This window comes from Vibrio sabulosilitoris, assembly GCF_055391395.1.
On sequence record NZ_AP029599.1, the window covers coordinates 376,844 to 390,526 of the forward strand.

Consider the following 13,683-nt stretch of genomic DNA (forward strand, 5'->3'; position numbering starts at 1 on the left):
TAGGATTTGAGAACTTTTATTTGAATAACAACGCTTATCTAAAAGATAAGGGGATTGTTGTTATTCGTCAGCTTTCCAAATTTTTAAAGAGCAAATCACTTCAAATGAAGTAATCATTTTTAAGAACACTTAAGCAAATGTGCTTAAAGATGGTATCCCGTAGGGGAGTCGAACCCCTGTTACCGCCGTGAAAGGGCGGTGTCCTAGGCCTCTAGACGAACGGGACACTAGGTGAGCTCAATATAACCATATCAATCTGTGTGAACACTCATCGCGACTTATTTGTCTTCACTTTAAAAAGTGAAAGCAAACTATCCGTATCGTATAAGGAGGTGATCCAGCCCCAGGTTCCCCTAGGGCTACCTTGTTACGACTTCACCCCAGTCATGAACCACAAAGTGGTGAGCGTCCTCCCGAAGGTTAAACTACCCACTTCTTTTGCAGCCCACTCCCATGGTGTGACGGGCGGTGTGTACAAGGCCCGGGAACGTATTCACCGTAGCATTCTGATCTACGATTACTAGCGATTCCGACTTCATGGAGTCGAGTTGCAGACTCCAATCCGGACTACGACGCACTTTTTGGGATTCGCTCACTCTCGCAAGTTGGCTGCCCTCTGTATGCGCCATTGTAGCACGTGTGTAGCCCTACTCGTAAGGGCCATGATGACTTGACGTCGTCCCCACCTTCCTCCGGTTTATCACCGGCAGTCTCCCTGGAGTTCCCGACATTACTCGCTGGCAAACAAGGATAAGGGTTGCGCTCGTTGCGGGACTTAACCCAACATTTCACAACACGAGCTGACGACAGCCATGCAGCACCTGTCTCAGAGTTCCCGAAGGCACCAATCCATCTCTGGAAAGTTCTCTGGATGTCAAGAGTAGGTAAGGTTCTTCGCGTTGCATCGAATTAAACCACATGCTCCACCGCTTGTGCGGGCCCCCGTCAATTCATTTGAGTTTTAATCTTGCGACCGTACTCCCCAGGCGGTCTACTTAACGCGTTAGCTCCGAAAGCCACGGCTCAAGGCCACAACCTCCAAGTAGACATCGTTTACGGCGTGGACTACCAGGGTATCTAATCCTGTTTGCTCCCCACGCTTTCGCATCTGAGTGTCAGTATCTGTCCAGGGGGCCGCCTTCGCCACCGGTATTCCTTCAGATCTCTACGCATTTCACCGCTACACCTGAAATTCTACCCCCCTCTACAGTACTCTAGATGACCAGTTTCAAATGCTGTTCCGAGGTTGAGCCCCGGGCTTTCACATCTGACTTAATCATCCACCTGCATGCGCTTTACGCCCAGTAATTCCGATTAACGCTCGCACCCTCCGTATTACCGCGGCTGCTGGCACGGAGTTAGCCGGTGCTTCTTCTGCAGCTAACGTCAAATACCGCAGCTATTAACTACGATACCTTCCTCACTGCTGAAAGTGCTTTACAACCCGAAGGCCTTCTTCACACACGCGGCATGGCTGCATCAGGCTTGCGCCCATTGTGCAATATTCCCCACTGCTGCCTCCCGTAGGAGTCTGGACCGTGTCTCAGTTCCAGTGTGGCTGATCATCCTCTCAGACCAGCTAGGGATCGTTGCCTTGGTGAGCCATTACCTCACCAACTAGCTAATCCCACCTGGGCTAATCTTGACGCGAGAGGCCCGAAGGTCCCCCTCTTTGGCTCCTGTTCGTTATAAACAAGGGCATTATGCGGTATTAGCTATCGTTTCCAATAGTTATCCCCCACATCAAGGCATATTCCCAGGCATTACTCACCCGTCCGCCGCTCGCCGCCCAGAAACGCACCCGAAGGATTGTAACCGTCGCTGCCGCTCGACTTGCATGTGTTAGGCCTGCCGCCAGCGTTCAATCTGAGCCATGATCAAACTCTTCAATTTAAGATTTTGTCGGCTCAATGAATACTGAATTCATATCTAACGATATGTGAATTGACTGTGCTCGAATGATTGCTCATTCAAATTGGTCACTCAGTTCATTGAAACCTAATTTGAAGCCTAAGCTTCTAATTGGATTATCATCAACGAGTGCCCACACAGATTGATAGGTTTATATTTTTAAAGAGCTTCGCTTTGTGAGCTTTCTCTCAAAGCGGACGTGCATTTTAGCGATTTAAGTTATCGTGTCAACCACTTTCTTTAAATCTTTTTTCAAGCGATTCGCTTGAAGCCTTGCACTTACTGAGCTGAGCTGTTGTCTCGCGACCGTTGCCGTGTCAGTGGGGTGGCATTATAGAGAGCTGCGTCACATTGGCAAGCGCTTTTTCCAGTTTTTTTGTATTTTTCTTGCGTTTGGTGATTTTTCATTCAAAAAGGGCTATTTTAGCTAGTATTCACCGTATGAAACGACGAATTATTGGAGATTGAGTGTAAATATGACCAGTTTAAGAAGCTATAAAGGTATTGCCCCTCAGATTGGCAAGGGTGTCTATATAGATGAAACATCGGTTTTGGTCGGCGATATTGTCTTAGACGACGATTCGAGTATTTGGCCTCTAGTCGCCGCAAGAGGCGATGTGAATCATATCCATATCGGTAAGCGCACCAATATTCAAGACGGCTCGGTACTTCATGTTACTCATAAGAACGCAGAAAACCCGAATGGTTACCCGCTTATCATAGGCAGTGATGTCACGGTTGGGCATAAAGTCATGCTACATGGCTGTGAGATCCACGATGAGGTGCTAGTTGGTATGGGTGCAATCGTGCTTGATGGTGCTGTGGTCGAATCACAAGTGATGATCGGTGCGGGCTCTCTTGTTCCACCAGGCAAAAGACTAGAGTCTGGCTATCTCTATATAGGCAGCCCGGTCAAACAGGCTCGCCCACTGAGTAAAGAGGAGTTGGCCTTTCTCAAGCGCTCGGCGAACAATTACGTCGAGAACAAGAACGATTACCTAGAGCACGTCGCTCGAGTCTAAGTCTGATTGATGTCGCTTTAGCGCTATACGGTGCGGCTAAGCATCCCTATTGCATCTTCCTCTCTATATAGAGGAGATCCTAACGATAGACTCAGCCGCACTTGGTTAGCTAAGCTCAATCTGACCTTGGCTATTGAACTCTTCGTCTTCTATTTGCTGCTCAGCCCACTCTTCAAGATCAAAACGCAACTCGGCAAATGCTTTTAGCACCTCTGCTTCACCTTCAAGCGAGCGTGATACCATTTTCTCGAGTTGCACTAGGCTAATAACGCACTCGATCAACGCACCACCTTGCTGAGCAGGGAAGATAACCCGCTGCGACACTGAGTCCCAAGTCTGTATATCTGGAAATAAGATCGACTGGTTCATTATTGCCCCTCAAAGTTCTTTCGCAGCTCACGCAACACTTGTTTGGTACCCGGCATCAAACCACGCCAAACCATAAAGCTCTCCGCCGCCTGACCAACCAACATCCCAAGCCCATCCAAGGTCTTGGCTGCCCCTGACTCTTTTGCCCAGCGATTAAAACTGGTTTGTTGGGGTTTGTAGGTCATATCGTACGCTGTGGTTATCGATGAAAAGATGCAATCAGGCACCCCTGGTAGGTCCCCGGTCATGCTGGATGCCGTCGAGTTGATCACCACATCAAATTCACTGGTTAATTCATCCGCTTGCACCGCACGAATCGGTCCAAATGGCGCAAACAGCTCGGCGAGCTCACACGCTTTACTGTAAGTACGATTGGTGATCAGCAGCTCTTTAGGCTTTTGCTCCAACAATGGCTGTAATACCCCGCGACAAGCACCACCGGCACCAATCATTAGAATTCGCGCCCCCGTGAGCTCCACCTGTGCATTGAGCAAGTCTTGAACCAGCCCGGCACCATCAGTCGTATCACCAATGATCTGCCCATCATCCAGCTTTTTAAGCGTATTCACCGCCCCAGCAAGCTGCGCGCGTTCTGTCAGACGGTCAGCAAACTCGAACGCATCAAGTTTAAACGGCATGGTGACATTACATCCTTTACCACCTTGGGCGAAGAATTCACGCGCGGCCTGAGTGAATTGACCCACCTCTGGCTCTGCCATGGTGTACTCCATCACCTGATTGGTCTGTCTCGCGAACAGGGTATGAATAAAAGGTGACTTACTCTGCTTGATCGGATTACCGAACACCAAGTAGCGGTCCACTGGCGAATTCATTGTTTGCTTTCCTTATTGTTCTTGCTCTAGCCAATCTCGTGGCTTGAGGAATTGATCGGTCAATTGCTTCTCGGCTGAACCACTCTCAGCCTGATAGCCGTACTCCCAGCGCGCCAACGGTGGCATCGACATCAAGATCGATTCGGTTCGCCCACCACTCTGCAGGCCAAACAGCGTGCCACGGTCATACACTAGGTTAAACTCAACATAACGGCCACGGCGATAGAGTTGGAACTCTCGCTGCTGCTCAGTAAATGGTGTGTTCTTACGTCGCTCGACGATCGGCAGATAAGCGCGACAATAGCCATCACCAACCGCTTTGATGTAGTCAAAACAGCGCTCAAACCCCCACTGGTTGAGATCATCAAAAAACAACCCTCCCACCCCTCGGGTCTCATCGCGATGTGGTAGATAGAAGTACTTGTCACACCAAGCCTTATGCTCTGAATAAACATCCTCACCAAAAGGCGCACAAAGGTCGCTAGCGGTCTGGTGCCATTCGATGCAATCGGCCTCAAATGGATAGAAGGGCGTCAAATCAAAACCACCTCCAAACCACCAGATTGGCGATTCACCGTCTTTTTCGGCAATGAAAAAACGCACATTCGCGTGCGACGTTGGCACAAAAGGATTGTTGGGGTGCATGACCAAAGAGACACCCATAGCCTCAAAGCGCCTTCCAGCCAGCTCTGGACGATGCGCCGTCGCCGAGGCTGGCATTTTCGCGCCAGTGACATGAGAAAAATTGACGCCACCTTGCTCGAAAACGTCACCAGCTTTCATCACTCGACTGCGGCCACCGCCGCCTAGCTTGTCGTCTTGCTCTCGTGACCATGCGTCCTCAACGAATCGAGCACGACCATCAACCTGCTCAAGCTGTTGGCAGATCTCATCTTGAAGCCCAAGGAGATAGTTTTTTACTGCATATTTGTCGATCACTGACACTGTCTTCCTTTTATTTGATTAACCCTGTGTTTAATTAACCCTGACGAAACACCTGACCTGTTTTGGCATCACGGATTTCCGTTGGGTTGGCTCGCCCACCCGTCTCGCCTTCAACAATCGTCACCGGTAGATTACCCAGTTGCTCCACCACCTCTTGATGAGTTTTGCACGGAGGCTGACCGGTCAGGTTGGCACTGGTTGAGGTGATCGGCTTGCCAAACTGCTGACACAGCTGCTGGACTAACGGATGGTCTGTCACGCGGACCGCGACCGAATCAAACTGACCAGACACCCAAGGCGAAACCTTATCACTCGCCGGAACAACCCAGGTCACAGGGCCTGGCCAAGTCGCGCGGATAGCCGCCAGCTGTGCTTCACTGAGCTGAGTTTCATCAATATAGGCCTTAATCTGCTCGTAGCTAGCAGCGATCAAGATCAGGCCTTTTTCAACCGGGCGCTGCTTAATGGCAAGCAGGCTCTGTATCGCCTGTGGATTGTCAGGATCGCACCCTACCCCAAACACGCCTTCGGTCGGATAGGCTATCACTTTTCCTTGAGTCAGGGCATCAATCGCCGCTGCAAAATTGTCCACGCTGTCACTCCCGGCATCGTTGAAAATGGTATTGAACTGAGACTTTGCTATGACTTAACTAATAGTGCAAACACTATTCTTTTTTGCCACCGCGCGCAAACGTTTGCTTGCAACACAAATACTCGTATAATGCGCTCAAATTCTACTTTACCACCTCAAATTGTGATTATTTAGGAGCAAGAGATGAAAGTCGGCATCATTATGGGTTCAAAATCTGACTGGCCAACAATGAAACTAGCAGCAGACATGCTGGATCAGTTTGGCGTGCCTTACGAAACAAAAGTGGTTTCAGCTCACCGTACTCCTCAGCTACTTGCTGACTATGCAAACAGCGCCAAAGAGCGTGGTATCAAAGTGATCATCGCTGGTGCTGGCGGCGCTGCGCACCTGCCGGGTATGGCAGCCGCGTTCACTAGCGTGCCAGTTCTGGGTGTACCGGTACAATCACGTGCACTAAAAGGCATGGACTCACTGCTGTCTATCGTGCAAATGCCAAAAGGTATCGCAGTCGGTACTTTAGCAATTGGTGAAGCAGGCGCTGCCAATGCCGGTATTCTTGCCGCGCAAATCATCGGTACCCACGATGAAGAAGTAATGGCGAAGGTCGAAGCTTTCCGAAATGAGCAAACCGAAACGGTTCTTGCTAACCCAAACCCAGCTGAGGACTAATCCATGCAGGTGCTTGTTTTAGGTGCCGGTCAGCTAGCACGCATGATGTCGCTAGCGGGTGCACCGCTAAACATCCAAATCACAGCATTCGATGTGGGCAGTGAGAACATTGTTCACCCATTGACTCAAGCCGTGGTTGGCCACGGCTTGGAGAATGCGATTGAGCAAGCGGACGTGATCACGGCCGAGTTTGAGCATATTCCACACGATGTGCTGGATATCTGTGAACGCAGCGGCAAGTTCCTCCCGACCACAGATGCGATTAAAGCGGGCGGCGATCGCCGGATTGAAAAAGCCTTACTCGACAACGCTGGGGTAAAAAATGCCAAGTACGCGGTGATCAACAGCCGTGAAGACTTCGAGCAAGCGATTGAGACTGTAGGTATCCCGATGGTGCTAAAAAGCGCGCTCGGTGGTTACGATGGCAAGGGCCAATGGCGCTTAAAGTCGCGAGATGATGTCGATGCGATCTGGAACGAGATGGCAGAGTGTATCGCTGCGACCGCAACTCAAGCTATCGTAGCGGAAGAGTTTGTGCCATTTAACCGCGAGGTCTCTCTGGTTGGGGCGCGTGGTAAAGATGGTCAGGTTGAGGTCTACCCGCTGGCTGAAAACATTCATACCAACGGCGTACTGTCACTTTCTACTGCGATTGAAGATAACGCACTGCAGTTGCAGGCAAAAGAGATGTTCACCGCCGTAGCGAACAGCCTCGACTATGTTGGCGTACTGGCGCTCGAATTCTTCGATGTTAACGGTCAGCTATTGGTTAATGAGATTGCGCCGCGCGTGCACAACTCTGGCCACTGGACACAACAAGGTGCGATCACGTGTCAGTTTGAAAACCACTTGCGCGCGGTTTGCGGCATGCCGCTTGGCAGCACCAAGCTGATCCGCCAAACCTCAATGATCAACATCTTGGGTGAAGACACACTGCCAGATAGCTTGTTGGCAATCGAAGGCTGCCACATCCACTGGTATGGCAAAGACAAACGCCCAGGACGCAAGATGGGGCACATCAACGTCTGCGCAGACAGCAAAGCCGCACTGACACAGCAATTGATTGCTCTTGCGGATGAGCTGGATAGCCAGGCTTACCCGGCTGTGCACGAGTTTGCCGAGCAAAATCGCTAACAACGGATAGGGGCGGGGAGCGGGTTACACTTCGTTCCGAGGAGATAATTGGACTCCCCCAACCCCGAAAGGTTGACTAACATTTGAGTTGTAAAGCCTAAATGTTAAAAGGAGTCCAATATGAAACGTATAGTATCTGGTGTTGATTTAGCAAAGAGTGAAATCCAAGTTTGTGTTACGCAACACAGCAAAGTGCGTTCCAATAAGGCAATGACACCTCAGGATTTTAACCACTGGCTTATAACGTCTAAACCGATGACCATCGTTTTCGAAGCGTGTGGCACCTCTAACTACTGGAAGCAACAAGCTATAGCGTGCGGGCATGATGCCAGACTCATTTCAGCTAAGCTGGTTGCCAGTATTCGACAAAACCAAAAGACCGATAAGAATGATGCACTAGCTATCGTTCAGGCTTCGCAAGTTACTGATATTCAGTTTATTAATGGCAAATCTAAAGAGCAACAAGAGAAGCAAAGCCTTATTCGCCTACGAGACCTTGCAGTGAAACACAAGGTCGCCAGTCTCAATCAACTCTCTTCTCTATTACTCGAGTTCAATATCCGTATTTCGCCGAGTAAAGGGGGAATAAACGGTGTTGTTGCATCGGCTCTAGAAGATGCAGAGAATGGTTTTTCTAGTGAATTTAGGGTGGCACTTAATACGGCCTGGCAACAGTATTTAACCCATGTTGAAAACGTCGACCAATATGATAGCTGTATAGAAAAAGCTGCACATAGGCAGAAGGAATGCAAAAAGCTTATGGCGATAGAGGGTGTAGGCCCTTTGAATGCGATTAATCTATATATTTCTCTTGGTTGTGGCGAGATGGGTTTTTTCAAAACAGGGCGTGATGCAGCAGCTTGTATTGGCTTGACCCCAATACAGCACTCTTCTGGTGGTAAGACCAAACTGGGCTCCATAGGTAAGTATGTCAAAAATAAAATGGTTAGGAGCTACTTGGTGAGTGGAGCGATGTCGGTGATAAATCAAGTAATGCGCCGCGAAGCCAGAACCAAAAAAGAACAGTGGATCCAACAGTTGGTTGAGCGACGAGGAAAGCGCTGTGCTGCTGTGGCTTTAGCAAATAAAACAGTCAGAACAGCGTTCTCTATGCTAACCAAAAATACCGAATACAAAGCCGAGCCTTTAGAGGCTTAAAGCGTTAAACAACAGTAATGCTCAATAAAAGATGAAAATCAGCTCGTAGAGTCAGTATCTCGCTAGGAGCATTAAGCTCGCCGAGGAGAGTTGACCACGAGTTCGCGTAAATATCACAGAGCCAGAGATAGCTTCTCAATCAGAGCTCGTACATAAGCACGCATTTATTCTTTATTTGTTAATTACTGCTGTTGACAAGGGGGAGTCCACATAAGCGAGCAGTCTACAGCGAGTGTTTCGTATTGAGTGTGCTGCCCTCTAATCCGATGTTTTGAATACTAAAAAGGAGCCTTATGGCTCCTTTTTAGTATTCAAAACAGACTCTATATTGTTCAGGAAAGCGTGTCGTGTTCCGCGAGCGCTAACCCCTCGCTCCGCCCATCCCCGCACCTCGCCCCTTTTTTACGGGTTTTGCTGGTGTTGGCACTTTTTATCGGCGCACAGGAGTACCTTACCTGACGCGCGTTTCTTCTCAACCAGAAGGTTGAAGCCACATGCGCTGCACTGTCCGGCGATCGGTGGCAGGTTCACTGCAAAGCGGCATTTGGGATAGGAGTCGCAGGCATAAAAAGTTTTGCCGTGGCGGGTTTTACGTTCGACCAGATGGCCTTTGAGGCACTCTGGGCAGGTAATGCTAGCGGGTGTTTGCTCTTCTTGCACATTGAGCGATTCAATATGATGGCACTCAGGGAAGTGGCTACAGCCGATAAACATGCCATAACGTCCCTGGCGCAAGACAAGCTCATGCTGACACTCAGGACACGCTACACCAAGGTGCTTGATGATATGGCCATCATTTTGTTGTAGTGGGCGAATGTATTCACAACTTGGGTATTGATTGCAGCCAAGAAAGGCGCCGTGCTTACCATGACGCATCTCAAGCTCACCGGTGCGCCCTTGCTCTTGGCAAACCGGGCACACTTGATGGTCAAGCGCATGCTCGTGGGCGGAAAACAGTTGATTGTCGATCTTACTACTCATAACGCGACTTAGTGCAGAACACCTTGTTCTTTTGAGTACAACAGCTCTTCCATCAGGGTGTACGCATTCTCATTGCCCGGCACATTAAACAGCACCATCAATACAATCCACTTGAGATCTTCGAGCTCAAATTCATTGGTTTCAAGCCCCATGATACGATCGATCACCATCTCACGGATATCGGCTTTCAGTACGCCCACCTGCTCAAGGAACATCAAAAAACCACGGCACTCGACATTAAGTCGGTCCGTTTCCTTGCTGGTGTAGATGCGAGTTGAGGTCATACCGCCAGCAGCAATCGCCGCATGGTCATCACTCTGCTGCAGGGCTGCTAGCTCTTCAAGCCAATGCAACGCCTTGTAGATGTCTTTTTCCTGAAAACCCGCTCTGAGTAGCTCATCTTCCAGTTCGTCCTGGTCGACTTGTAACTCTGCATCACTATGGACATAGGTTTCGAACAGGTACATCAAAATGTCCATCATCATAGTTTGCCTCCCCCTAAACGAACGTAGCCACCCGGAACAGCCCTAACCGCACCGAGTAATTCAAGCTCAAGAATTTGATTCATTGCTTCTTGTATATTTATATGGGTCCGACTCGCCAATATATCAATAGGTGTCGGCTCCAGTCCTACGTTAGCGAACAGTTGGGGAAATGGCAACGGCTCATCACTGTTTGCGCTGATTTGATGCGCTGATTCGAAGCAAAGTTGAGACTGAGCTTGCTGGCTCCAACGCACCAAGGTGTCAATTTCAACCAGGATATCGTCAACCGTCTGCACCAAGCAGGCGCCATTTTTAATCAATTGATGATTGCCGCGATAAGTTGGGGTATGAATCGACCCAGGCAAAGCAAACACTTCTCGCCCCTGCTCAGCGGCATAGCGCGCCGTGATCAGAGAGCCGCTCCTTTCGGCAGCCTCAACCACCAACACACCGGTGGCCAAACCGCTTATAATCCGGTTGCGCCGGGGGAAGTTAACTCGTTTAGGCGGTGTGTCGGGTGGAAATTCTGACACCAGCGCGCCACACTCGATGATCTTTTCGGCAAGTGAGCGATGCTTGGCTGGATAGAGGCGATTGTGCCCAGAGCCAAGCACCGCAATCGTGACGCCTTTGGCCTCAAGCGCGCCGTGGTGAGCACTGCCATCAATCCCTAGAGCTAGACCACTGGTGATGGTGATTCCCGAACGCGACAGCTCAGCGGCAAAGCGCTTGGCATCATTGAGACCATCAATCGTGGCATGGCGACTGCCAACCATCGCCAATTGGGTACTCTGCAAACTGTCTGCTTGCCCCTCGACAAACAGTACCCGAGGTGGGACTGACACCTCAGCAAGAAGCGCCGGGTAGCTAGGATCAAGCGGGGTAATTATTGCTTTACCCTTCCCTTGCTGCCACTCAAGCATGGGAGTAACTCGCGACTCAGACTCTTGCTTAAGATAGCTTGCCTGCGCTTGACTAAAGCCCGCCTCAATTAACTCTTTAGTAGGCAAATCCAGCCAATGTTCAGCTGGAGCTTTGCCTAGCAAGCGCACAAAAGCTTGTCCGGTAAGCCCAGGGATAAAGGCTAAGCTTAGCCAAGCCATCAATTGTCGCTCAGTCATCGTCATGTACACCGGATTTGAACTGCGAATGGTGAACAGTGGCAGGCAATAGTAAGGTTTGACTATCAATCGGCTCGGTGGCCTCAATGATGGTAGCCAGGCTATGGCTTTGATGAGAGTAGGTCACAACCAGTTGACCGACGCGTTGGTCTGAGGTGGGAAGGTTGGAGAGAGCCTTTTGACCTCGCTCATGGGCAGTAAAGAGATCAAACGTGCTACCGGGCTGCAATCCATCCTCGGTGCCTTTGTTCAGCACTAACTTTGCTCCCGTGGCGACGAACTTGCGCCCAGAGACAAACGCCACAATCGTTGGCTTTACCTGCCTTGGCCCTGATTGCACGCTAAACGATGACACCCGATCAGCCTGGCTCTCAATTAGCGCTATCTCGCCACCACGCAGTTCCTGAGACTGATCCAACAGCGCGATTCGCGTCATACCCTGCTCAGCCAGTTGCGAGCGACCACGAGCCACTTTTTGTACAACGATGACCTTAGACCTGCCACCCAAAGTCAGCACATGACGATAAAGGCCCCAGAAAGCGCCTGGATGTTCACCCTCAATATATAAGCGCGCCGTGCTTCCGAGATAGTGTCGATTCACCTCACCGCTAATCACTCGGCTTGCCTTCTGCCAGTGTGGCCACTCAAGCATCCGTACCTGCAAATCATCCGTCATTTGCATGGGCTCAGGGATTTTGGGCGTCGCTACCCTCATTTTGGGGCTCAACTCAATAACGCGAGGGATGGCAGACACCCTAGAACTTACGCCCAAGCAAAGCAGTGTGACCAAAGCATAGATAGATGAGGCTAGTTTTATTCGCTTCATGACGTTATTCCTTGGCTCTGTTTACCGATAACGATCCTGAAATTGCACGCCCTGATGCTGTCATTTCGGTTATAAAATGTCTAGAATTGTCCCATCAACATCGTGCTCTTACGGCACAGTTCAATATTTGAGTGTTTATGGCTGTTTTAAATGTATTAAGTTTCCCAGACGAACGTCTTCGTACCGTGGCAAAGCCCGTTGAAGCCGTGACGCCTGAAATCCAGCAAATCGTTGACGATATGCTAGAGACCATGTACGCAGAAGAGGGCATTGGCCTGGCTGCAACTCAGGTGGACGTCCACCAGCGCATCGTTGTGATTGATATCTCTGAATCACGCGAAGAGCCTATGGTTCTGATCAACCCTGAGATCACCGAAAAGCGCGGTGAAGACGGCATTGAAGAAGGTTGTCTATCAGTACCAGGCGCGCGTGCTCTAGTGCCTCGCGCTGCTGAAGTGAGCGTAAAAGCGCTCAACCGTGACGGTGAGGAGATCACCTTTGATGCAGATGACCTACTGGCGATCTGCGTTCAGCACGAGCTTGACCACCTACAAGGCAAACTGTTTGTCGATTACCTATCGCCACTCAAGCGTAAGCGTATTCAAGACAAGCTTGCCAAGATCAAACGCTTTAACGAAAAGCAAGTTAGAGCCTAATTACAAAGGAGCCCATCTTGAGCAAGCCATTACGAATTGTCTTTGCTGGTACTCCCGATTTCGCCGCCCTTCACTTGGCGGCGTTATTGTCTTCAGAGCATGAAGTCATCGCGGTGTACACCCAACCCGACCGTCCTGCTGGACGCGGCAAAAAACTCACCGCAAGCCCAGTCAAAACCATTGCGCTAGAGCACGACATTCCGGTTTACCAGCCAGAAAACTTTAAGTCCGACGAGGCCAAGCAGCAGCTTGCTGAGCTTGACGCCGATATCATGGTCGTGGTCGCCTACGGCCTATTGCTACCGCAAGCAGTATTGGATACACCAAAACTGGGCTGTATCAATGTGCACGGCTCTATCCTGCCTCGCTGGCGTGGCGCCGCGCCAATCCAGCGCTCTATTTGGGCTGGCGATAAGGAGACGGGTGTAACCATCATGCAGATGGACATTGGCCTAGATACCGGTGATATGCTGAAGATTGCCACTCTGCCGATTGAGCCAACAGATACCAGTGCTAGCATGTACGACAAGCTGGCTGAGCTTGGCCCAGAGGCACTGGTTGACTGCCTGGCTGAAATTGCTAATGGCAGCGCAATCGCTGAAAAGCAAGACGATGCCCTAGCCAACTACGCTAAGAAGTTGAGTAAAGAAGAGGCACGCATCGACTGGAGTCAAGATGCTGAGCGTATTGAGCGCTGCGTACGTGCGTTTAACTCATGGCCGATGAGCCACTTCAGTGTGGCTGACAACAGCATTAAAGTGTGGCAAAGCCGCGTAGCCGACCAGACAACGGACAAACCAGCGGGTACTATCCTGCAAGCCGATAAAACCGGCATCTATGTTGCTACGGGCAACGGTGTTTTGGTCCTTGAACAGCTACAGGTGCCGGGTAAAAAAGCCATGTCGGTACAAGATATCCTTAACTCTCGTGCCAGCTGGTTCGAAGTGGGCTCATCGCTTAGCTAGCCCACACGACCCTATG

14 protein-coding genes, 1 tRNA gene and 1 rRNA gene are annotated in these 13,683 nt (G+C 50.2%); 6 read left to right on the top strand and 10 right to left on the bottom strand.

The genetic code is table 11. The features are described from left to right. Positions 1 to 150: 150 nt before the first annotated feature. Together ACZ5R2_RS01885 and ACZ5R2_RS01890 are read right to left on the bottom strand one after the other, a co-directional pair. A tRNA-Glu gene (locus tag ACZ5R2_RS01885) sits at positions 151 to 226 on the bottom strand. 99 nt (positions 227 to 325) lie between these two features. Continuing rightward, positions 326 to 1,893: ribosomal RNA gene (locus ACZ5R2_RS01890) — 16S ribosomal RNA — on the bottom strand. Positions 1,894 to 2,387: 494 nt separating this feature from the next. Here ACZ5R2_RS01890 and ACZ5R2_RS01895 point away from each other — a divergent pair. After that, positions 2,388 to 2,933 (top strand): gamma carbonic anhydrase family protein, encoded by a 546-nt coding sequence (locus ACZ5R2_RS01895; RefSeq protein ID WP_464900808.1) that lies wholly within the window; start codon positions 2,388 to 2,390, stop codon positions 2,931 to 2,933. 105 nt (positions 2,934 to 3,038) lie between these two features. Here the strand turns inward: ACZ5R2_RS01895 and ACZ5R2_RS01900 are convergent, their stop codons facing one another. From ACZ5R2_RS01900 to tsaC, 4 genes are read right to left on the bottom strand one after another with little or no spacing between them, the layout of a single operon-like run. Beyond that, positions 3,039 to 3,302 (bottom strand): DUF1488 family protein, encoded by a 264-nt coding sequence (locus ACZ5R2_RS01900; RefSeq protein WP_464900809.1) that lies wholly within the window; start codon positions 3,300 to 3,302, stop codon positions 3,039 to 3,041. Next, complete coding sequence (gene aroE, locus ACZ5R2_RS01905; protein WP_464900810.1) at positions 3,302 to 4,135, bottom strand: shikimate dehydrogenase; 834 nt, start codon at positions 4,133 to 4,135, stop codon at positions 3,302 to 3,304. Before aroE ends, ACZ5R2_RS01900 begins: the two co-directional genes overlap by 1 nt. A 12-nt stretch (positions 4,136 to 4,147) precedes the next feature. Continuing rightward, on the bottom strand, positions 4,148 to 5,080 hold the full coding sequence (hemF, locus tag ACZ5R2_RS01910; RefSeq protein WP_464900811.1) for an oxygen-dependent coproporphyrinogen oxidase: 933 nt from the start codon (positions 5,078 to 5,080) through the stop codon (positions 4,148 to 4,150). 34 nt (positions 5,081 to 5,114) lie between these two features. Continuing rightward, the gene (gene tsaC, locus ACZ5R2_RS01915) at positions 5,115 to 5,672 is read right to left on the bottom strand and encodes an L-threonylcarbamoyladenylate synthase type 1 TsaC (RefSeq protein ID WP_464900812.1); all 558 of its coding nucleotides are present in this window, start codon (positions 5,670 to 5,672) and stop codon (positions 5,115 to 5,117) included. Positions 5,673 to 5,855: 183 nt separating this feature from the next. Here tsaC and purE point away from each other — a divergent pair, with 183 nt between their 5' ends. From purE to ACZ5R2_RS01930, 3 genes are all read left to right on the top strand, one after another. After that, the gene (gene purE / locus ACZ5R2_RS01920) at positions 5,856 to 6,341 is read left to right on the top strand and encodes a 5-(carboxyamino)imidazole ribonucleotide mutase (protein WP_438461183.1); all 486 of its coding nucleotides are present in this window, start codon (positions 5,856 to 5,858) and stop codon (positions 6,339 to 6,341) included. A gap of 3 nt (positions 6,342 to 6,344) precedes the next feature. Then, a complete protein-coding gene (locus ACZ5R2_RS01925) occupies positions 6,345 to 7,475 on the top strand; it encodes a 5-(carboxyamino)imidazole ribonucleotide synthase (RefSeq protein ID WP_464900813.1) in 1,131 nt (376 codons plus the stop codon). Positions 7,476 to 7,595: 120 nt separating this feature from the next. Next, the gene (locus ACZ5R2_RS01930) at positions 7,596 to 8,633 is read left to right on the top strand and encodes an IS110 family RNA-guided transposase (protein ID WP_464900814.1); all 1,038 of its coding nucleotides are present in this window, start codon (positions 7,596 to 7,598) and stop codon (positions 8,631 to 8,633) included. Between the two features lie 402 nt (positions 8,634 to 9,035). On the opposite strand, the gene ACZ5R2_RS01935 is transcribed toward ACZ5R2_RS01930, so the two are convergent. From ACZ5R2_RS01935 to ACZ5R2_RS01950, 4 genes are read right to left on the bottom strand one after another with little or no spacing between them, the layout of a single operon-like run. Then, positions 9,036 to 9,614 (bottom strand): DNA topoisomerase family protein, encoded by a 579-nt coding sequence (locus ACZ5R2_RS01935; protein WP_464900815.1) that lies wholly within the window; start codon positions 9,612 to 9,614, stop codon positions 9,036 to 9,038. An 8-nt stretch (positions 9,615 to 9,622) separates the two neighbouring features. After that, a complete protein-coding gene (locus tag ACZ5R2_RS01940; protein ID WP_438461186.1) occupies positions 9,623 to 10,099 on the bottom strand; it encodes a DUF494 family protein in 477 nt (158 codons plus the stop codon). Beyond that, the gene (gene dprA, locus ACZ5R2_RS01945; protein WP_464900816.1) at positions 10,096 to 11,220 is read right to left on the bottom strand and encodes a DNA-processing protein DprA; all 1,125 of its coding nucleotides are present in this window, start codon (positions 11,218 to 11,220) and stop codon (positions 10,096 to 10,098) included. Before dprA ends, ACZ5R2_RS01940 begins: the two co-directional genes overlap by 4 nt. Then, a complete protein-coding gene (locus ACZ5R2_RS01950) occupies positions 11,213 to 12,046 on the bottom strand; it encodes a hypothetical protein (protein WP_464900817.1) in 834 nt (277 codons plus the stop codon). Before ACZ5R2_RS01950 ends, dprA begins: the two co-directional genes overlap by 8 nt. Before the next feature lie 137 nt (positions 12,047 to 12,183). Here ACZ5R2_RS01950 and def point away from each other — a divergent pair, with 137 nt between their 5' ends. Both def and fmt read left to right on the top strand, forming a co-directional pair. Continuing rightward, on the top strand, positions 12,184 to 12,702 hold the full coding sequence (gene def, locus ACZ5R2_RS01955; RefSeq protein ID WP_464900818.1) for a peptide deformylase: 519 nt from the start codon (positions 12,184 to 12,186) through the stop codon (positions 12,700 to 12,702). A 17-nt stretch (positions 12,703 to 12,719) separates the two neighbouring features. Next, on the top strand, positions 12,720 to 13,667 hold the full coding sequence (fmt, locus tag ACZ5R2_RS01960; RefSeq protein WP_464900819.1) for a methionyl-tRNA formyltransferase: 948 nt from the start codon (positions 12,720 to 12,722) through the stop codon (positions 13,665 to 13,667). The last annotated feature ends 16 nt before the right edge of the window (positions 13,668 to 13,683 follow it).

What these genes read in the sequence shown, in the direction of transcription:
- ACZ5R2_RS01895 (WP_464900808.1), top strand. Translation starts at nt 2,388, where the DNA reads ATGACCAGTTTAAGAAGCTATAAAGGTATTGCCCCTCAGATTGGCAAG.
- ACZ5R2_RS01900 (WP_464900809.1), bottom strand. Translation starts at nt 3,302, where the DNA reads ATGAACCAGTCGATCTTATTTCCAGATATACAGACTTGGGACTCAGTG.
- aroE (WP_464900810.1), bottom strand. Translation starts at nt 4,135, where the DNA reads ATGAATTCGCCAGTGGACCGCTACTTGGTGTTCGGTAATCCGATCAAG.
- purE (WP_438461183.1), top strand. Translation starts at nt 5,856, where the DNA reads ATGAAAGTCGGCATCATTATGGGTTCAAAATCTGACTGGCCAACAATG.
- ACZ5R2_RS01925 (WP_464900813.1), top strand. Translation starts at nt 6,345, where the DNA reads ATGCAGGTGCTTGTTTTAGGTGCCGGTCAGCTAGCACGCATGATGTCG.
- ACZ5R2_RS01930 (WP_464900814.1), top strand. Translation starts at nt 7,596, where the DNA reads ATGAAACGTATAGTATCTGGTGTTGATTTAGCAAAGAGTGAAATCCAA.
- ACZ5R2_RS01935 (WP_464900815.1), bottom strand. Translation starts at nt 9,614, where the DNA reads ATGAGTAGTAAGATCGACAATCAACTGTTTTCCGCCCACGAGCATGCG.
- ACZ5R2_RS01940 (WP_438461186.1), bottom strand. Translation starts at nt 10,099, where the DNA reads ATGATGATGGACATTTTGATGTACCTGTTCGAAACCTATGTCCATAGT.
- dprA (WP_464900816.1), bottom strand. Translation starts at nt 11,220, where the DNA reads ATGACTGAGCGACAATTGATGGCTTGGCTAAGCTTAGCCTTTATCCCT.
- ACZ5R2_RS01950 (WP_464900817.1), bottom strand. Translation starts at nt 12,046, where the DNA reads ATGAAGCGAATAAAACTAGCCTCATCTATCTATGCTTTGGTCACACTG.
- def (WP_464900818.1), top strand. Translation starts at nt 12,184, where the DNA reads ATGGCTGTTTTAAATGTATTAAGTTTCCCAGACGAACGTCTTCGTACC.